At 50.4% G+C, this 20,043-nt stretch carries 18 protein-coding genes; 2 read left to right on the top strand and 16 right to left on the bottom strand.

Translation table 11 applies throughout. The annotated features are described in order from the left end of the window. Positions 1-61: 61 nt before the first annotated feature. The 11 genes from AC0YNW_RS09540 to AC0YNW_RS09490 form a co-directional block, all read right to left on the bottom strand. Entirely contained in the window at positions 62-1,717 is a 1,656-nt protein-coding gene (locus AC0YNW_RS09540) for an ABC transporter permease (protein ID WP_387470091.1), read from the bottom strand. After that, the gene (locus tag AC0YNW_RS09535) at positions 1,714-2,820 is read right to left on the bottom strand and encodes an ABC transporter ATP-binding protein (protein WP_475831743.1); all 1,107 of its coding nucleotides are present in this window, start codon (positions 2,818-2,820) and stop codon (positions 1,714-1,716) included. The genes AC0YNW_RS09540 and AC0YNW_RS09535 overlap by 4 nt, the downstream gene beginning before the upstream one ends. A gap of 40 nt (positions 2,821-2,860) precedes the next feature. Continuing rightward, complete coding sequence (locus AC0YNW_RS09530; RefSeq protein WP_387470095.1) at positions 2,861-3,892, bottom strand: ABC transporter substrate-binding protein; 1,032 nt, start codon at positions 3,890-3,892, stop codon at positions 2,861-2,863. A 249-nt stretch (positions 3,893-4,141) separates the two neighbouring features. Further along, the gene (locus AC0YNW_RS09525; RefSeq protein ID WP_475831742.1) at positions 4,142-4,420 is read right to left on the bottom strand and encodes a hypothetical protein; all 279 of its coding nucleotides are present in this window, start codon (positions 4,418-4,420) and stop codon (positions 4,142-4,144) included. A 373-nt stretch (positions 4,421-4,793) separates the two neighbouring features. Then, entirely contained in the window at positions 4,794-5,606 is an 813-nt protein-coding gene (locus tag AC0YNW_RS09520; protein ID WP_475831741.1) for a MerR family transcriptional regulator, read from the bottom strand. 122 nt (positions 5,607-5,728) lie between these two features. Beyond that, positions 5,729-6,172 carry an NUDIX domain-containing protein gene (locus AC0YNW_RS09515; protein ID WP_475831740.1) on the bottom strand — a complete coding sequence of 148 codons (444 nt, stop codon included), beginning with the start codon at positions 6,170-6,172 and terminating at the stop codon, positions 5,729-5,731. A 20-nt stretch (positions 6,173-6,192) separates the two neighbouring features. Further along, positions 6,193-7,332: a hypothetical protein gene (locus tag AC0YNW_RS09510; protein ID WP_475831739.1), complete on the bottom strand. Its 1,140-nt coding sequence runs from the start codon at positions 7,330-7,332 to the stop codon at positions 6,193-6,195. A 12-nt stretch (positions 7,333-7,344) separates the two neighbouring features. Next, the gene (locus AC0YNW_RS09505; RefSeq protein WP_475831738.1) at positions 7,345-8,349 is read right to left on the bottom strand and encodes a serine hydrolase domain-containing protein; all 1,005 of its coding nucleotides are present in this window, start codon (positions 8,347-8,349) and stop codon (positions 7,345-7,347) included. A 197-nt stretch (positions 8,350-8,546) separates the two neighbouring features. Then, positions 8,547-8,876 (bottom strand): chaperone CsaA, encoded by a 330-nt coding sequence (gene csaA, locus AC0YNW_RS09500; RefSeq protein ID WP_475831737.1) that lies wholly within the window; start codon positions 8,874-8,876, stop codon positions 8,547-8,549. A gap of 80 nt (positions 8,877-8,956) precedes the next feature. Further along, a complete protein-coding gene (locus tag AC0YNW_RS09495; RefSeq protein ID WP_387470107.1) occupies positions 8,957-9,871 on the bottom strand; it encodes a DMT family transporter in 915 nt (304 codons plus the stop codon). Between the two features lie 234 nt (positions 9,872-10,105). Beyond that, positions 10,106-10,831 carry a helix-turn-helix transcriptional regulator gene (locus tag AC0YNW_RS09490; protein WP_387470109.1) on the bottom strand — a complete coding sequence of 242 codons (726 nt, stop codon included), beginning with the start codon at positions 10,829-10,831 and terminating at the stop codon, positions 10,106-10,108. Between the two features lie 256 nt (positions 10,832-11,087). Here AC0YNW_RS09490 and AC0YNW_RS09485 point away from each other — a divergent pair, with 256 nt between their 5' ends. Next, positions 11,088-11,570 (top strand): GNAT family N-acetyltransferase, encoded by a 483-nt coding sequence (locus AC0YNW_RS09485; RefSeq protein WP_475831736.1) that lies wholly within the window; start codon positions 11,088-11,090, stop codon positions 11,568-11,570. A gap of 219 nt (positions 11,571-11,789) precedes the next feature. On the opposite strand, the gene AC0YNW_RS09480 is transcribed toward AC0YNW_RS09485, so the two are convergent. The 5 genes from AC0YNW_RS09480 to AC0YNW_RS09460 all read right to left on the bottom strand — a co-directional run bounded on the left by AC0YNW_RS09480 (position 11,790) and on the right by AC0YNW_RS09460 (position 19,482). Continuing rightward, positions 11,790-13,886 (bottom strand): alpha/beta hydrolase fold domain-containing protein, encoded by a 2,097-nt coding sequence (locus tag AC0YNW_RS09480; RefSeq protein ID WP_475831735.1) that lies wholly within the window; start codon positions 13,884-13,886, stop codon positions 11,790-11,792. A 213-nt stretch (positions 13,887-14,099) separates the two neighbouring features. Beyond that, positions 14,100-15,080, bottom strand: coding sequence for a phosphotransferase enzyme family protein (locus AC0YNW_RS09475; protein WP_475831734.1), 981 nt, complete (start codon positions 15,078-15,080; stop codon positions 14,100-14,102). Between the two features lie 113 nt (positions 15,081-15,193). Next, positions 15,194-16,849 carry an ABC transporter substrate-binding protein gene (locus tag AC0YNW_RS09470; protein WP_475831733.1) on the bottom strand — a complete coding sequence of 552 codons (1,656 nt, stop codon included), beginning with the start codon at positions 16,847-16,849 and terminating at the stop codon, positions 15,194-15,196. A gap of 109 nt (positions 16,850-16,958) precedes the next feature. Next, positions 16,959-17,972: an ABC transporter substrate-binding protein gene (locus tag AC0YNW_RS09465; RefSeq protein WP_475831732.1), complete on the bottom strand. Its 1,014-nt coding sequence runs from the start codon at positions 17,970-17,972 to the stop codon at positions 16,959-16,961. A 217-nt stretch (positions 17,973-18,189) separates the two neighbouring features. After that, positions 18,190-19,482 (bottom strand): DUF4303 domain-containing protein, encoded by a 1,293-nt coding sequence (locus AC0YNW_RS09460; protein ID WP_475831731.1) that lies wholly within the window; start codon positions 19,480-19,482, stop codon positions 18,190-18,192. On the opposite strand from AC0YNW_RS09460, the gene AC0YNW_RS09455 reads away from it, so the two are divergent. Further along, positions 19,463-19,909 carry a DUF5412 family protein gene (locus tag AC0YNW_RS09455; protein ID WP_475831730.1) on the top strand — a complete coding sequence of 149 codons (447 nt, stop codon included), beginning with the start codon at positions 19,463-19,465 and terminating at the stop codon, positions 19,907-19,909. The two genes, AC0YNW_RS09460 and AC0YNW_RS09455, sit on opposite strands and share 20 nt — an antisense overlap. The last annotated feature ends 134 nt before the right edge of the window (positions 19,910-20,043 follow it).

The following is a 20,043-nucleotide window of genomic DNA, read 5'->3' as shown; positions in this document are numbered from 1 at the left end:
TGATGTCCTTCTCTGAATGGACAAAAGGCCGGAACTCGCTTGCGCGAGCCCCGGTCCGGACTTACATGGTCACTTCTTTTTTGCCCGACAGCTTGAAGAACAAGAGCAGCGAGATGACGGTGATGACCGTCAGCATCGTGGATAATGCGGCGGCTACGCCGTAATTGCCCCGTACGACTTCCGTATAGACAGCGACGGTCATCGTTCTCGTGTTCCCGGTGTAGAGAATAATCGAAGTGCTTAATTCAGTTATAATGCTGATCCAGCTTATAATGGCGCCGGCGAATACGCCGGAGATCATCATCGGAACGGTAATCTTGAAGAACGTCCTCATGGTCGAAGAGCCCAGACTGATCGCTGCTTCCTCAATGCTGTCATTCACTTGATGCAGCACAGCTGCGCTGGAGCGAATCGTATACGGCAGGCGCCGGATGGTGAAAGCCGCGATCAGAATGACGACCGTTCCGCTGAGTACCAGCGGCGGCTTGTTGAATGTCACCAGCAGCGCGATACCGAGAATGGAGCCCGGCACAATGTACGGAAGCATCGTGAACGTATCCAGCAGGTTGGCAACCGCACCTTTGCGCTTCACCGTTACATACGCGATAAGCATAGCAGATATCGTAATGATTACAATCGTAATGCCCGCGATCATAAACGTATTATAGATGGAATCGCCCACCTTCGAGAAGGCGGCACGGTAGCTGTCCAGTGAATAACCGTCTACAAAAATTTTGCCCGATGTCTTCTGGAAGGACGTATACGCCACATAAGCTTGCGGCATCATCGCCAGAATCGTGAACAGGTAGACATAGACGTGAGCCGCTACATTCGCAAAGCCCTTCAGCTTCTTGGGTTCGATTGGATTGAGCGCGCTCATGCTGTAGGACTTCCGATTCGCTACAAACTTCTGCAGCAGGAACACAGCAGTCGCGAACACCACAACGATAACGCTAATGGCGGCAGCGAATCCGTCATCCCCGCCGACTTCACTAATAAATTCATTAAAGATCAGGACTGGCACCGTGCGGAAGCCCTCGCCGATCAGCATCGGCGTACCGAAATCCGCGAAAGCTCTCATGAAGACGAGCAAGCCGCCAGCAAGCAGCGTCGGTGTAATCAAAGGCACGAGAATCTTCCACATCTTTTTGAGACCGGTACAGTTCATGCTTTCCGCAGCTTCCATAAGAGAGTTATCGACATTTTTCAGCGCCCCGGATACATACATGAAGATGAGCGGGGACAATTGCAGCGTCAGAACGAGCAGAATGCCGGTGAACCCGTAGATGTCAGGCATGCGGAAGCCGAAGACATCGTAAAAGAATTTTGTAATGACGCCACTGCGTCCAAGCAGCAAAATCCAAGCGTACGCGCCGATAAACGGAGCGGACATCGACGAGATCAAGATCAGGATGCGTACCGTACCGCTGCCTTTGATCTTGGCAATCGTCATGATGTAGGCAAGCGGACCGGCCACCACCACAGAGAGCAGCGTTACGCACACCGTCACCTTTATACTGTTCCAAACGGCGTTCATATAATAGGCTTTGCTGAAAAACTTCGTGAAGTAATCCAAGGAAAACTCGCCTGTTGAGCCGTCGAAGAAGCTTTTGATCAGCAGCATGAACAACGGCAAAGCCAGGAAAATCAAATATCCGGCAAAGATAACAAATGTGATGAGAGACCAGATGTCCCACCGTTTCATACGGGCGTTCATTGTCCTGTCCCCCGATTAAGGTTGCGCTCTCCTGCGGCGTCATAGATATTGATCGTTTCGGTGAGGATAGCGAGCCTTACGGTCTGCCCAATTTCTGCTGTTTCGGCTGCAGTCGATTGCTGGATAATCTCAACCTCCTGCCCATTATCGAGCAGCACGATCAAGTGTGTGTTCAAGCCCAGGAAGACGTTATTCACAACTTTCCCCGCGAGTCCTTTGCCATCCTCAGACAGCACGAATTCCTCCGGCCGTACGGAAAGTCTAACATCGATGGACTGACCGGGCTTCACCAATGTCCCCAGCTCTGGTATCGACACTGCATAATCACGTCCGACGCGAATGACTGCGCTGTCATCTTCACCCGTCTCCAATTTGGCGTCAATGACGTTTGTCCGTCCGATGAAGGTTGCGACGAACAGATTCGCCGGTCGCTGATAAATTTCTCTCGGCGTACCGATCTGCTGGATAACGCCGGAGTTCATGACCGCAATACGGTCGGAGACTGCCATCGCTTCCTCCTGGTCATGCGTCACATATACCGTCGTAATGCCGACTTCGCGCTGAATGGACTTGATCGCATTACGCATATCTACGCGCAGCTTCGCATCCAGATTGGATAGCGGCTCATCCATGAGCAGCACGTCTGGATTGATGACAATGGCCCTCGCCAGCGCTACACGCTGCTGTTGGCCGCCCGATAGATTTTTGGGCATTCTATTTTTATATTGGTCGATTTGCACCGTATACAGCATCTCGCTCACTCGGCGCTGCTGCTCCGCTTTCGCTACCTTGCGGTTCTGCAGGCCGAATGCGACGTTATCCGATACGCTGAGATGCGGGAAGATCGCGTAATTCTGGAATACCATCCCGATGTTCCGCTTCCCCGGCGCAACGTCATTCATGACCTTGTCGTTGAAGGCAAGCGCCCCGCCTTCAATGCTGTTAAAGCCCGCCACCATACGAAGCAATGTTGTTTTCCCGCAACCCGAAGGACCCAGAAGGGTGAAGAACTCACCCTTCTTGATGTCCAGATTCAGCTCGGGGATAACGGTGGTGTCGCCATATTTTTTTACGATGTCTTGGAACGATATCGCAACGCTCATGTTATGCACCCGCTTTCCTATTAATCCGTTTGATATTGTGTTATTTCGCAATTTGTGTGAACAGGTCTGTGTAGCGTTCTACAATGGATGGTTTGTTTTCTGCGACGTAAGCTACATCCTCTTGAATCACATTGATCTGATCGATTGGCGTCATGAAGTCGCTGATCGCCGCGTCGGCGCGAAGCGGACGATTCGTTGTTTGTTGTCCAATCGCGTCTTGACCTTCTTTCGAGATCAAATAGTCAATGAATTTTTTCGCATTTTCCTGGTTCTTGCTGCCTTTCACGAGGCCTGTACCTGCATCCAGGAACACAGCGCCTTCCTTTGGAAAGACAACCTTCACCGCAGCGCCGTCCTTTACATAGCTGACTGCCGGATCTTCATAAGTCAGGGCAACAACATATTCGCCATCGGCTACACTCTTGTGAGCTTTGCTGGAGCTTCCCGCGATTTTGCCGTCAATGTTCTCTAGCAGCTTCGCGACATAGTCCCATCCGGCATCGGATGTATAGTCGCCGCCGATTGCTTTCAGCATGTTGGTTAGCTGAGCGAAGGCCGAGCTGGAGTTAGCAGGGTCCGCCATCGCAATCTTGCCCTTCAGGGCCGGATTCAGCAAATCTTCATAGCCGTTGATTTCAATGTCGCCCGCCAGGTTCGTGTTCACCAGCAATACGCTGCCGTCCGATACGACGGGTGTCATAACTCCCGATTTGTTCTGATGTCCCTCTAGCAGATCCTTGTCGTTCGCCGAGACGTATTCCTCGAACAGGTCTGCATTGTCGTGGTACAACGCGAAAGCGCCTCCAAACATGACGTCAGCGTAAGGATTGGCTTTCTCCGACTGAATACGCTTGATCAGCTCGCCGCTGCCTGCAGACACCAGCTCCACCGTAATGCCTGTCTGTTTCTCGAACGATGGGATAAGTGCATTCAGCATAGCTTCGCTATTCGGTGTATAAACGACCAGCTTGTTCGAGCCGCCCGATGCACCGTTGTTAGAGTTGCCGCCGCATGCCGCGAGTATTGCAACCAACATTGTTAGAATAATTGACGTGCTCAGCCACTTTCTCATTATTCCTTCACCCCTTGTTTGAATGTAGATTCATTCTAATCCGAATGTAAGCGCATTAAAATCCTATTATTCAACACAATCATCTAAAATTCGCAACTATTTTACGCTTTGCGTTACTATATATTACATCGAAATAAGGATTGAACTTCGAATTGCTTGTTTTATATTGTTTGTATTTCCAGTGAGGGATAAACGAATAAAAAGCCGGCTCCGGCAATGTGCCGAAACCAGCTTTTTAGGCAGAAATGTTTAATTCGAGGCTTTCGTTCGCCAATGAACAACACCCGCAATGATCAAATGGACGGTGAGCAATACACCGAGCAGCATCAAGGTGACGATATCGGCAATGCCGCTGTATCCTTTCTGAAAAAAAGTAAATTTGATCCCCGTACCTGCAAGGCATGCCACGATAACAAGACAAGGAAGCCATATAAACCATTTTGGAACTTGCGGTCGTAATGCCCATATATAATACAATACAGACAACATCCCAATGACCAACATAGCGAGCATCCAATATTGGCTCATCCCGTTACCGACCTCCTGTCTCTATCCAGTCGTTGCTGCTGATGCTGCCGGCGAAACCTATTTTTTCTACTACATGCCGGGCTTCTTTGTTCTCTATTCTCTCTATACATTCATACTCCCCCTTCTGAATGGAAGATTTAACTATACTTTACGATAGGTGGAGCTTAATTGTTTCTTTGTATGCGAAAAAAATCCCGCAATAGCGTTCACAATGAACATGATTGCGGGATGAGGTTATGATGCTGAGCATTTAGTGTTGTCTGGCAACGTTAATGCCGACCCACACCGTTCAATCGGCGTGAAGGTCGGCATGAGGTGTTATTATGCGTGAAGCGGCATCCTCCGCTTGAAACTTACCTAATCATCCGATTCGCTACTCAATCGGAATATAAATATCCACTTCCGAGCTCTCGGACTCCGGTCCGTGGAACCGCTCATCGTAGCGCTCAAAGTCGATGCCCTTAGTCACTTTAAGCCCTTGCAGCGGCAGCCATTTGCCATAGATCAGCTCATACGTCTCACCCATGCTTTCCGTCTTCCCTTTATGGGTGAACACAGCATAACGCTGAGCAGGTACGTTCACTTTGGTCATACCCGCAGGAGGCTGCTCCCCATCCGCTTCATAGCATGCGACATACGTGAAATCTTCACAATCATCCATCGGAATGCAAATGCCATAGCTCACCTTTGGTTCCCGTTTGCTCTCGATCTCATGTTCGCGCGGGATAAATCTTTGCCACATCGAAGGGATATCCCCTTCGCTAGACTGGCTATGCCATTCCATCCCCACAATAGTAAACGCTTCTTTCTCAATCACTTTTGGTTCCACAGGTATTCCTCCCGTATTCGTCATATACTCGACCATACGATGAATGTCCTGAAGCTGCCTATTAAGGGAACCCATTTCGTCTTGAATGGCATCCGCACGCTGCTGCAGAAGCCCTTTGATGTAATCGGCATCCCCCAGCGTACCGCTGAGCTTCATCTCCTGAATGGAATCGAGGCTTAGTCCCATCGACCGGAGGAATAGAATCGCACGCAACTCCGGCAATTGCTCGGGAGCATATAGACGGTAGAGGTTATCCTCTCCCACTCTAGCCGGTGTAAAAAGCCCAATTGCATCATAATGGCGAAGCGTCTTCGCTGTGATGCCATACAAACGCGCAACAAGTCCAATCGTCAGCATATCCCTTACATCCTTTCATCGTGGCCGGTAATCACATCCTACAGCCTTGCCCTTGGGGCAAGGTCAACACCTGTTTCACAAAAAGTTTTCCGCTACAAAACAATCCGCATGAATTAAGCCGTTCACTTGAACTCCCTAACATAAAGCGGCTCCGCGAGAGCCAGAAGCTGCAGGCGCAGGCCATCGCCTTCGAGCTTTGCGATCAGCTCGCGAGCCGTCTCCAGGTTCATTGTCACCCGTCCCGTTGTCTCAAAGCCTTCCGGCAGCTCCCTGTACTCCCGGATTCTCGCCATAACAAAAACCGTGTACGTATCCGTGCTTTCCCAATACCAGGCGGCGAACGGAATCCTACGTGCTTCCAGTACAATTCCGGCTTCTTCCACCGTCTCCCGGTCCAGAGCCTCATCGATATCTTCATCAGAGTCAAGCCTGCCGCCAACCGTCGTCAGCGTCTGTTCATACTTGTCCCATACAAATACGAGCGAGCCGTCTTCCGCCACCGGAATGCTATGGATTCCCGCAATTCTTTTATCCGCAGGATACGAGCCATTCAATGGAATAAGCATACATGCCTCCTGAGCGTTCATTATTCCACAACAAAAACTCGACGGTAAAAATAAAACCCGCTTGCCAGATCCTCATCTTCGAGCAGCTCGCTTGCCATCGCATCCCGCCAGTAAGCAGCGAGCGGCAGCATCATATAGATAAAGGGTTCTCCCCCGCATAAGGCATTCCCGCCATCTCCGCCTTTGACGAGGCATTCGGAGTCAACGATCTCATATTTGTACGGATCGTATGCGATCGTCACTCCCAGCCCATTCGGCTGCTCCAGCACGTTTTCCCCGATTTCGCTGAGATGCGCGTATCGCCCCTCCCCGTCGAAACGACCGCCGAATGGGAATAGCGCACGCTGTCCCAATCCGCACAGATACTCCCACTGATCCTCCGTCGGCAAAGCGAAGCCTTCCGCCTGAAGCTGAGTCTGCAAGTCCTCCCGCGTTGTGTAGTCAAAGGCGTAGACGCGATAAACCATCGGATCAGCCTCGCTTCGCTGAAAGCGGCATGTCCCGGAATACTCGGTCATCACGGACTCTGTATTGAAGTCGTACAAATAGTCCTCAACCTGCTCCAGATAGTCATCCTCTATCTGATGCTCTCTCTTCCCGCGGTCCACATATCCGACAGGCACAAGACCGACCTCATTCAGCTCGCACTCCACGATCATCGGCGGCAAATCGGCCGTACGAACGGGAGAAGTATGCTCGTTGATATAGGCGTTCAGCCCCTCCATGCTGTAGAACGCTTGAAGCTCACTAGCCGGTTCCGCTACAGCTTCAGCTTCCAGCTCCGCAACCCGTCTCTCAAATTCGTCTACATGTTCACTATTCGATGCCTTGGCATCGACCAGCTGCTTCCTCCACCATGACAGCGGATCAAGCACCTCTTCGAATCCGTCATCTATCTCCTGGCGCGTCCGTTCATCCATCCCGTCGATGCCGCCATCCCAGCCCAGCACGACGGACTTTTTCCCCGGTACGAATACGAATTTCCGTCCCTTCCAATCCAGCAGGGCCGTTTCGCTCATGACGTCATGGGCCGAAAATACCTTTATCCCCTCAAAATCAAAAGGAGCCTGAGTCTCGGCAAGCAGCTTCACCACCCGCTCCTGCTTGTTTTCGGAAGACAGCTCCGCCCATTCATCCGCATAGAGTCCATTCAACTTCATAAATTCACTCCTTTATATCCCAGCTCTCAGAAGATCCGCCGCCAGATTGCCGAAGGTTCTAATTTCGTCTAAATAATGATAACCCTCCGGGTTGCTCAGCTGATTGTACATGCGGACGACAACCGCATCAAACTCCGGCACAACGATACATACGCAGCCCGTAATGCCTAATATCAGATAGGAACCAACCGGCAAATGCTCGCCTAGCTGATTCAGTGGAGTGTCATGCTGCAGCCACCAAATAAACCCGTTGCGAGGCTCACCCCATGGTACAGTATCCGGCGTATGCAAAGCTGTCACTCTCTCGAACACACTTGCTGGAAGGGGCTGCCTCCCGTTCAGCAGTCCCTTGTGCAAGTGGAGTTGCCCCCATCTCGCCAAGTCTCTGGCGCTGACAAACAGATTGCTCTGATCTCCCGCATTGCTGTCATGCGCCCCTGCCCATGAATACGGATCGTCATAATAGTTGTAAATCAGCTCATCCGCATACTCCGTTTCCCATCCTGACTCCCGCAATCTGTACGGATCAAACACGCGTTCCTGCAGGAATGAGCTTACGGTCTGTCCGGTTAACCGGGCAACCAGCCCTGTCAGCATACGAATCCCAGTATTCCGGTAAGCCCAGCCCAAGCCTGGCTCAAACTCCCGTATCAGCCCTCCTTCACTCTCCATTATCCCGTGAGTGTGGGTCAACAGATGGCGCAGCGTGACACCCTCAGCAATCCCGGAATATGCCGCCAAGTATTGTCCAATCTCATCGTCTATGCTATGAATACGTCCGTCCTCTAGCAACAGACTAACGGCGAGCCCAAGATAGGTTTTGCGGATGGAAGCGACATTGAACCGGGTTTGCGCATCTACTGCCCGGTACGTGTCGTCGGCCCCGTGTCTGCCGGAGTACCATTCATTCACGACAACATTATTTTGAATAAGGTAGACCGCTGCCGCTGTGGCGCCAATCTCCTGCTGCACCTTATAGACGTAATCATTTAATGCCTGGTATGGTTTGTTCAACAAAAAATTCCGCTCCCCCCGGCTCCACGACTTTGTTCTTAAACAACGTTCGACAAACGCCAATGGTTTCCTTTTTATTGGAAGAAATCCGGGTTGAACTTCTCTATAGTAAAGAGGCTGCAACATCGTCATCATGACATGTGCAACCTCTTCTCAACGTTTTCGGTAATCCATTCCCATTCGATAATCGGTTTCTCTGTTCAAGCAATAGGCGTTCCGTTCGGAACCGTTGTATCCGGCCTCAGCAGCACAACGTCGCCTTCCTCCGGCATGCCGCCCAGCACCAGTACCTCCGACTTGAAGCCTGCAATACGCCGCACGGGAAAGTTCACGACGGCGGCGACCTGGCGGCCGATCAGCCCCTCCGGCTCATACCGCCGCGTAATCTGAGCCGATGACTGCTTGATGCCCAGCGGGCCAAAATCGATGCTTAGCTTGATTGCCGGCTTCCGCGCCTCCGGGAACGGCATAGCCTCTATAATCGTACCCACACGAATATCCAGCTTCATGAAATCCTCTATCTCCGCCATCTTCGCACCCCCACTTTATTAGGTTTACCTCTGAACTAACGGTATAGCCGATGCCAGAGCATCTTACCCGACCCGACCCCTTATTTCCTGGACAAAGAGCCTTGCTGGAATCGCGCTTGAAGCAGTTTTTGCGGACTCAGCTGAATATTGCCCGACAGGAATAACCCCGTCACCACAAACATGGTCGCCACCATATCAAAGGACGTAATCTTCTCATGCAGGAGGACAGCCGCCAGCATGTAGCCGAAGATCGGCGTCATGAACAGCCAATTGTTCGCCTTCACCGCATCCCGCTTCAGCATGTAGAACCATAGCAGCATGCTTCCGATGGATATGACGAACACGAGCCAGATCATCGAACCGATCAAATAAGCGTCCACGTTCAAGAAAAATCGGTCTTTTTCTATAAAATAAGCCAGCGGTACAGATACCGCTCCCCCGATAGAAAGCTGCCACGCATTAATGACGATGCCAGGCAGCTGCAAGTCCGCCTTTTTAAAATAGACACTTCCAAGCGCCATCGAAGCCATGCCGACACCAAGCAATAGGAAGCCGATCAGCCTTCCCTCCGCGCTCGCCAGAGTGGGCCATACCGCAATAAAGAGGCCCGCAGCAGCAACACCCATACCCGTCCATTCCTTGATGGAAATTTTGCGCTTCAGCCATATGTAGGACAGAAAAGCAACGAGAAACGGATTAGCCGCTACAAACAGATTGAACAAGCCCGCCGAGACATAATTCAGCGCCCACAAGGTCGCGCCAATATAGATTGTTGTATTAAGCAGCCCAAGCACAATGAGAGGGCCGAATTGCTTGCGGGTTGGCATTGGATATTTGCGGCTAATGCCATATACAAATATCATCATCAGCGTCCCCGCCAGGATGAACCGAATCGAGGCGAGCGCAAGCGGTGTCGTAGAATTCAGTCCGAACTTGATCGCAATCGCTGCAGATGACCATAACAATGTAAATAATAATCCCAGTATCGTTTCCATGTCTTGCTCCTTTGCATCCAGATCCAATGATCGCTGCCGCTTAGCGGGCAGCGCCTCCTGCATATAAAAAATAACCGTGGCTCTTGCCTCACAGTTATTCAAGAGGTTCCCGGCGATCCGGGATCTATTTCATTGTATCCCCCTGCAAAAATCGGTTTTTACCGATTGCCGGACACTTTTTACCGGATGTCGCCTGGTTGGAATTGAAGCGCATAAGAAAAGCCCGCCTGCCGATTAGGACAAGCGAGCATGATTTATTTTTCGGAATTGGCTTGGCGTTACCCGTTCATACTGCTGGAACAATCTCGTCAGAGAGGATTGATGCTCCAGCCCAACCTGCACCGCAATATTCAAGATCGACAGGTTCGTATCCCGCAGCAGCTCCTTCGCCTTGCTCAGGCGAACTTCCTGAATATAGGCTGAAGGCGTCTTGCCCGTCACCTTCAGGAACCAATCGGAATAATACGATCGATTGTAATGCTCCATCTCGGCGAGCTTCTGCACCGTCAGCGGCTCATCGTAATGCTCATGGATATATTGGATGGACTTTGGCATCTGCTCCTGGACGAGACAATGCGAGATATACGGAAACAGCTCCTTAAGCGCCGCTCCATGCTCCGGTCCGCGGTCCAGCTCGTTCAGAATGAGATATCGAATGCCCTTCCACTGGTTGTTCACCGGACAGGCGATCCCACGATCCCCAAGCTCTATGGAAGACAGCATGAAATGCGGGATATCCAGCACCAAAAATTCATTGCGCACGACGGAATGATACGTATGCTCGCATGCAGGCGGCACGTAGAGCAGCGTGTCCGTGTTCATCATCAAGCTTTTGGGACCGGCTGTAATCTCAAGCTCCCCCTGGAGCGGAATAATCAGCTGCCCGTAGCCATGGCTATGTGTATGTTTGTTAGCGGTATAGGTACGCCGTTCGGCGATAATGTCTCTGAAGGTGTCCATCTCATCTTGCTCCCCTAATCTTCTCCTTATGATCATAACAAATTATACACCGGCTTGAAACCCGGAAGATAGAACCGCAAGCAGAGACTTTTGAGGTCCGAATGGACCCTCCCTCGACCCGCTTGGCCTCTATAGAGCAGTCATCACATAGGTGGGGCTTGGCAAGCCTATTCGGGGAATGAATGATTTAAAGCAAACTCAGCCTTGAACGCAAGTGGCATCCTGCTCCATTCTGTTCATAAAGGGAGCGTGTGTGATGATGAATGATTACGATCCGATGCTAGAGCCGCAAGACCGGGAAATCCATATACGACCTGTTGATCAAACCAATTGGTATGATTGTGCCGGGCTAAAAGTTACCGAAGAGCAGCAAAGCGTATTCCCCGATCCGGCCGTTTATTGGCTTGCGGAGTCTGCTTATTGCGGCTTTAACCCACTGGCTCTCTATCACTCCGAGCAGCTTGTCGGCCTGGCGGTATACGCTGTTGATCCGGAGGACGGAAGCTATTGGATTATGGCTTATCTGATTGATCATCTGCATCAGCAGAAGGGATATGGACTCTCGGGCATAAAGACGTTGATTCGCCATATCCGCGAGAAGCATGGCTGCGACACCATTGTGCTGGGACACCGGATTGAGAACAGGCAAGCTGCCAAGCTTTATGATGCGGCGGGATTTGTGGAGGTAAGCCGGGACGGGCATGAAGTACGGCGGGAACTGCGCCTCGCGATGGAATAGATCAAAGAGGCCGCCATGAATATGACGGCCACTCGAACATATCCGCATAGATTGAGGGTAGTTCATGGATAGGAATTTTCTCTTGTAGAATAAAATCAATATCTTACTTGCTAGGATAACGGTACGGCGTGATTTTTCCAACCACTTTATTCCAGTTATTCCGAGAAAAAAAGACTGTAATCAACAGCCGGGCGGCAGCCCGATCACAGTCTCTATTGTCTAATTGCGTTTGTTTTTGTTCACCAGGAACAAATCGCCGAATGCCCGCTCATCCTTATAGCCAATACCGCTGTTGTATTCAATCCAGCCCTTTCGGCCCTGTCCGTCATTATCATTCACCAGCAGCGAAAACTTTAATTGCAAGCCTTCGGAAGGCTCCTTCACCCCAAGCTCGCTCCATGGCAGAGCGATCTCGTATACCGTCTGCTCCCCGAAGCGGCTAATGCCTGCCTTCATTCCAGATATATCGCCCGGCTTGAAGGGCGGCGGCGCAAGCCAGCGGAAGGTGGACGGCGAGCCTCCTTCATGAAGCGCAGCTCCCAACTCATGAACACCTTGCGGAGCACCAGACTTCTCATCCAGCCGGAAGGAGAACTGCAAGCTGTCTCCCAAGTAGATGCCGAAGCCCGATTCCTGCTGCACATGCTGATCATCTTTCATCTCCAAGGCCAAATATACATAGTCCTCATCCCATGACACATAACCTAGACCGCTAAGATCGCTTGCTCCTCCATACTCCTGCATAAGTACTTGAGATTCGCGGTTCAACGGGAACGGATTGTCACGCTTCCAATCCTCTAGCGAACCGTCAATCGTAAGCGGCTTATCGCTCTTCTCGGCTGCATATACATGCGTTCTGAGCGGCGTTTCCTGAAGCGTAATGCCCGGCAGATTCTCGTAAAAGATCGTCGGCGGGTCATACGAATAAAACGGTAGAGTCAGCTCTCTCTGCTCGCCGGGCTGCAGCGTCTCCAGCTCGAACACTTCGTCTTGGCTGCCATCCGCATTCGGATAGCGAAGAACAACCTTTCCTTGCAGCAGCCTTGGATGCTTGTTCTCGATTGCAAGGCGAGTGTGGATTTGGCGTTCATCCGTATTGTAATAGACCGTTCGCTCATAGCTTAGCCGCTCCTTCACCTTCATATATAGCGTCAGAGGCAATTCAGCCTTGCCGTTGTCCTGATCCGCCCAAATCAGGACGGGATAAAGCCCCGAAGCTGTATCCTCCGGTATAGTGATGGCTACATCGGTATCTGCACCTGCAGAGTAAACGGTTGGGCCTGACAGCCCCCACCCCTCTGGAAGCTGCGCCCGCATACTGCCCGCAGCTTCTGTAGAAGCTGCTTGTCTCCACAGCGTCAGCTTGGCTTCATCTCCGGCGGATACGGCCAGCTCCGTCTGAGCCGGCAAGAAGATCTGTTTGGGAGAGGAAATTGCATTTCTTAGAAAATGGACAGTAGATTGGGCCACCTGTCCCCATACTCTCGGATCTTGATAGCTATGCCCGCCGCCTTCCATGGTGATGAACTGACGATAGACATGGGCGGCTTCCAGCATGTTGAACAGCACGACGCTCTCCTGATAAGGCACCATCGCATCCTCCGTGCCGTGAATGATGAGCGTAGACGGATATCCTTCCTGAATTTCTCCTCTGAAGAGCGGGCCATAAATATCAATGACGGCGAATAGTCCAGGTCCATCCTCTCCGTCTGCAGCCTCATACCGACTTGCAAAGGTAACCGCAAGCTGCCCGCCTGCGGAATCGCCGCCTACAGCCGTCAAGCGCGTGTCGATGCGGTAAGTCTCCCTATTCTGATGAAGCCATGACAGAGCATCTCCCAAGTCCTCTATTGCATCGGCGATGGTTCCTTTCATATCCGCCTGCGGGTTGGTGCGCAAGCGATAGTTGGCCGATGCCACCACATAGCCGCGGCTGGTCCATTCCTTCGCTATGGCCTCCGCATCCCGTTTATCGCCTGAATTGAAGCCGCCGCCATGAATGAACAGGATCAATGGCCGCGCCTCCGGTTCCTCTTGATCCGGTTCATAAAGATCCAACGCCAGTGATTCTTGCTTGCCAAGCTGGTTTTCTTGTGTTGCATAGACCAAATCTCTGTGCATCTTTACTTGATAGACAGGCTCCAGCAGCCAATCTTCCTCATGTCTTGCAACGCCTGGAGTTCCCGATTCCTGCGGCTTCATTGCCCCTTCCCCTCCATCGCCGCGACCGGCTCTTCCCAGCGAGCCTAATACAACGGCAAAGATAATGACTACCGCAAGCCCTAAAACAGCCAAATAGACCCTCTTAGCTCGCAACGCTCATCACTCCCCAACCTTCTTAATAGAATGCTAACGCTCCTATTATTTCAAAAGCTGAAAAACGAATAAAGTTGTTAAACTATGCAAGTTATGCCCGTTATTACCTTCTTCGAAAAAGCTGCTTCACGCAGCTTTCCTTCTGCCTGTTGGCTCAATAAAAGGCCACTGCCAATCACTTGTCGTGACCGGTCAGCAGCCCTAATAGCCTTATTATTCCCAGTAAGGTGTACCTGTAAAAAGAAAACGATCCCCGTCTACATAATGCCGAAACTCCCTATGCGCCAGCTTATCGATATGATCCGGCAGCCATGCGGAGGCATCCGGCAGCCCGAGCCAGAAGTTCATCGTCTCCAACTGCGCGGCAACGAGAAAACCTTCCAATCTCTCCACATGATGCTCCGGCAGCGGAAATTGTTCAGAATATGCCTCAAGAAAACAAGCTCTAAGCGCAGGATGAATATACGAGAACGTCCAACCGAGGTCGAATAAAAAATAGCCGAATCCGCATGCGCCGAAATCAATCGGCCGGCACTCTCCGCTACCGAATAGAAGGTTGCTTGGAATCAAATCTGCATGAATAATGCCCCAATGCTCCGGCGTTCGATCGAGCGAATTCATCATAGCAAGCACGCGCTGTCCCGCTTCTTTCAGCAGTTCTACGTTCTCTTGCGGAATGCGCCCATCCTCGGACCATAACCGGACTTTGCCAAGAGCTTGTTCAATTCGCGATCCGTCAAAAGCAGGTCTGGAGAAGGAATCCGGAACCTTCCATCCTGAGGCTTGCCGATGCAGCCTGCCCATCATTCGGCCGATTTGGCCAGCCTCTTCCGCCGTAGCAATGAACGGCTTCTGCTCCCCTTCCATCCAACCAAGCAGTGTCCATCTCTTGCCGCTTGTCTCTGTCACATATTCCCCGCTGCTGTTCTTGCGCGGCACAGGCACGACCACATCCGTCTCGCCGGATAACGCCTCTAGCCACGCAAGCTCAGATGAGATCACGCGAGGCGCAAGCCATATCGGATCCATGCTCTCGCTCTTGGAAGCATGAAGGCGCAGGCTATATCGGCTCTGCTGTACATCCGTCACTTTAAACACCATATTGGCGCTCTGCCCGATAAGCTCCATCGTATCCGCTTGAATCGCATACTGCCTCAAAGCCTCCATCGCTATTGCCAAATCTTCCTCGTGCATCGGCACTCTCCCTCCGTATTGCAATCCTTTAACTACCAGTATACTGGATTGCATTGCGAATATCTGGGAAAGTATGGGTATATCTGTTTTTTTACATGAAGGCTGGATCAGGATTAGCGGCTTTCTCTGAGCAGAGCAGGCAAAAGCTCCAACAGCCTCTCACTTGACACGGCGTCTCCGATATTCCACTTCTCTTCCTCTACGAGGTAGGCATGCCCTTCCTGAACAGCTGTAAGGCTATTCCATAACGGGCTGCTCCATAACGCTTCCGTCGCCGCTCTCGATTTCGAATCCGTGGGAAAAATCAGGAAAATGCGGTCGCCTGCGTAATCCTTAATTTGAGCTTCGGTAATCTCATGGTAAGCCCGACGCTGGTTGCGAAGCATTTGAGTGCGTTTGGTCGGTCTGAAGCCAAGCGGATGATACAGCATCTCCGTCAACCCGATCGTTCCCATGACGAAGAGGCGGTCGCCCCGGTGGTAGGTAAATACGGATGCATTCTCTTCCTGCCGGATTGCCGGTTTAAGCGATTTCCACATTTCCTCTGAATGCTGTTCAAAACGATGAAGCCACATCTCCGCCTCACGGCGTTTGCCGAACCAATGGCCAAGGGTATGCATGCGCTCTTTTAATGTCTGATAGCTGTCGAAAGTAACCGTTGGCGCGATCTTTGCAATTTTCTTATACTGCCTTTCATCTGCATTGGCGTAAATAATCAGATCCGGATCCAGCTTCTCGACGGTATCCAGTTCCAGCGGCGTGCCTATATTTACAATGGTGTGCTGCTCTTCTTCGCACCAGGCTTCTTGCAGGCCATAATTGCAACCGACCGGCTTGATGCCAAGAGGCAGCAAATCGCCAACGGTCTCCCCATAGAAGACGATGCGCTTGGGATGTGCGGGAATATGCACCTCATGGCCGGTCCAATCGCGAACGGATATTTGCTTCCTCATCGCCGCTACATATTGCCTTGGTGCCAGCCCCGTCGATTGCCGGAATCTCCGGCTAAAATAATATTCATCCACATATCCCGTCTGGCTGGCAATCTCCCTCAGCGGCGCATTTGTCCGCAGCAGCATTTCCTTGGCCCTCGCCATGCGCAGGTCGGCGATGTAATCGTTCGGCTTCTTGCCCGTCAGCTCCTTGAAGATGGAGGAGTATTGCCAATACGGCACCTCTGCCCGGTCCGCAAGCTCTCTAACGGTAAGCGCGTCCGTGTAATGCTCTTCTATATATTGAATGGACGATTTCACAGCATGAAGCGGAGAATCCGTGTCCTCCGACTGATGCTGCTGTTCCAGCAAAAAGCCGATCAGCTCTTGAAATATTTGATTTCGCTTGAATTGCTCTATACCGTCCTTGTCGGTTGCACTCTCTGTCAATTGCTCCGCAATTTGCAGAATCCGCATGAAAGGAAAGGCTCTGAGCGGACCTTGGCCCGGCCATAGCTGACCCGCGTACCACCCCATGCTTCCATCCTCCGATTGAATCACGCGAAAGGATAGCTGGAAGTAATGCAGTTCAGATCTCTCCTTATGTTCCACACTGTACTTCATTCCAGGAAGTAAGCAATACGATTGTTTCGCCTGAATAGGGTACAATTCATCCCCAATGATTAACTGCGCTTCGCCCTTCAGAAATACGAGCAGAAGATAGGTGTCCGATATGCTCCGCTCGGTTCTCTCCAGATTCGAACTCCTGATAAGAGTGCCATCCATTAGTTGGAATAATAACGAACCGATCGGTATTGTTGAATGACTAGCGCTCATGTCCATCTCACCCGCCGTAATTGATAATCATTATCACTATAACGAAAAAAAAGAAGCTTTTCAACGTTAGTCGAAAGCTTCTTTGCTTTATTTTAGTAAAATGCGTGTACTATTGCGACTTTGCCATCAGTTTCGGCAGTTCCCCCACCAGCCATTCACGCGAAGTGGCGTCGCTTGATGCTTTGTTGATTGGCATTTCATAGACATAGCCGTTCTTCACTGCCGGAAGTCCTTTCCACAATGCACTATCTATCAATGCTTTTGTATCTCCCTTGGCCTCTTCTGACTCCGGCGTTAGGACGAATATGCGGTCGCCTACAAATTCAGGAAGCTTCTCCATCGAAATTTCGACGAATCCGACGCCTTCGCTCATTGAGTTCTTGATTGGTTCCGTCATCTTGAAGCCGCCCTCACTATAGAGCAGTTGCGGCAATCCAGCAGCTAACATGATGAATAGGCGATTGCCTGGATAAAACGTAATAACCGAAGCCGTCTCCTCGTCACTTACGCCACTTGCGCGGAGAGATTTCCACATTTCCGTTTCCTGTTGCTTGTACTTCTCCAGCCATTCCTGAGCTTCCTTCTCTTTGCCCAGCAATTCGCCAAGCGTAGCCATCCGCTCGGGCAGCGTTGCGAACGTATCGAACGTCACCGTCGGTGCGACTTTGGACAACTTCTGGTATTGCTCCTCGTCATTGTTAGCCACAATGATTAAGTCCGAATCGAGCGCAATAGCCTTCTCCACGTTGAACGGAAATCCGATATCCTCAACAACTGCCATGCGTTCTTCGAATACGGCGCCACTAATGCTAGCTTTCATTATACCAACTGGCATGATACCAAGCGCCAGCAAATCTCCAGTTGTCTCTCCATGGAAGATGATTCGCTTTGGATCATTCGGTAACTCGACGTCATGTCCGGACCAGTCCTTGAACATACGCACAGCCGAAGCTTCGTTTTCGGTCACCTCTGCCTTTTCCACATTGGAGGAGACCTCTGGCGACGCAGATGGTTTAGTTACCGAGTTCGTTTCGTTGCCGCATGCGCTTAAGGCAAGCGCCGCGAGAGCCGCCACCATCATGAGCTTCCAAGGTTGCGTAAGGCGGTTTTTTTGCTTATTCATGTCAAATCCCCTTTTCTTCATTCGATGTTAATGATAATCATTATCACTATGTCAGTATAGGCGGGGATGTCTGTTTCAACAATGGACATTTTGAAAAGGCCTATTTGGTTTTGGATAAATGGATTCTAACTATGCGTAGTCCTTCCCGGGTGATATACATCTATATGAACGGTTCACCCGGGAAGAGTTGCAGAGCTGGTTAGGTTTATATTTCCAGCTAACTTGACAACATGGCCCTTAAGTCATCAGCATCAGCTTGGAACAACTCCTTATCCGCTTCTTCCAATCGATTCGCAATGACGCGACACTGTTCTGCTTGTTCTGGGGTTAGAGTTCCAGAGAAGTGCAGAGCCTCCAGATAGAAGCTCATTTTGTTATAGGCCTCCTGATCAAAGCCTTGCGAACCGGCAGCTATCTCTGTCAGCCGCTCGATACTCTCCTGCGCCAGCTCGTTCCCAAAACGGCTAAGCTGCACGAAGATTTCCATAAACGGTTTCATAAAAGAATATGGTTCAAATTCCAAAGATTCACGGTCAATGGCATCGGACCAATAAGCTATAGATTTTGCTAAGGATAAGTTTTCGTTATCCTTCATAGCCTCCTCGAATTTGGCATCCGACTCCTTCACATCAGGGAACACCTGATAGAACAAATCCTTATCAATGGTCTTTCTCATAGTAATGTTGTAATCCGTATAATCGTTGCCGCTGGTAGCAAACGCAATAAAATCGCTTGTCGTATTAAGCACATCAAATGCATGATCGGCGATTAGCTGCTGTACCGCCCTTAGCACGCATACAAAGTAGCCATTTTCGATCACCCCTGATTCAATTGCGGCTACTGGAGCTCCAATAACTGCCTCTTCAAAATTCTCCCTAGAATCATAAGAGACAGCACTAGCTATCTTCCCGAAGTTGTCAATATGTCTGGCTGGTCCATCTGTACCCTCAAACCAAAACTGAAAATCGAAATCTCCTTGGCTATACTTGAGCTGAATGATTCGGTCTCTATCATTATAATCCGGATTATCACTCTGATAGGAGCTCAGCGTTTCCTTAAAGCAGCTCTCCGTATTCATGTAGACATATAACCCCCGATGATCATCAGTATATAAGTTAAACGCATAAACTTCATTGTTATTAGCGCTATCGGCGAATTCTTGAATCTTTCGCTTGCACCCTTCGACCAAAGCATCCGTGAAGTCCGCAAGCGTAGTAACCTCTACTTCAGGACGAGTTGTACTGTAACTGACCTGTCCCTCTTCATCCAGCATGTAATAGCCTGTACTTGACACAGGCGTCCTTCCGTCCAGCAAGCGGCCAATCATAGAATAATAGTAGTTGCTCACTTCAACTCTCCTCTCTAATGGCAATATTGGTATGATCGGCAGAATTGTTTCAAATATGAATATAAATTGGATATTTATGGGTTGGTCTATTAAAATAGTTATATCGTGTTTCATAATCAATTCGAAATAAGGAGGTGTCGGATTGAAGAAATGGTTCTTCATACTAGGTTCATTGTTACTGGGATGGAGCGCTTATTTCATCTATTTGAATCTTCCTTACGAATTCAAGTACGAAGAGGGAGAATTGCGGGAAGAGGTAACCTCGCCTTCCGGCCGCTATACTGCGCAATATTATGACCAGACGTATGGAGGCGCTGCAGGGGGTGTCCATCTATTCGTCAATGTCGTTTCCCATTCGGAGGACGAGGCAGTAAGAACCGTGTATTTCAGCGATGCCAATGCCTATTTTCATCTCAAATGGCTAAACGATGAGCAGCTTGCGATAAGGCACTTGGGCGGAGGAGATCAGAGCATCGTCCTTACGGTAGGACAAGAGATATATGACGGAACAGGAAAGGCTTGCCGCAGATATGCTATAACCAAGCAGTACACTTGTTATTCCAAAAAATACTCTAAGGAGGAGCCATGACCTTCGTTCGATGGAACGCAGGCCTGGCTCTTTTTTTGTTGTCCGAATACAGACATCGCATTGGCAAACAGGACATAATCGGGCCTTTGCACTCACCCAGATGCATTGCACGAAAGCTATCAATTACATAGCCA

This window comes from Paenibacillus sp. J31R120 (genome assembly GCF_056269225.1).
Note: the sequence above shows the minus strand (reverse complement) of the source record. Positions and strands in the feature narration are given on the sequence as shown.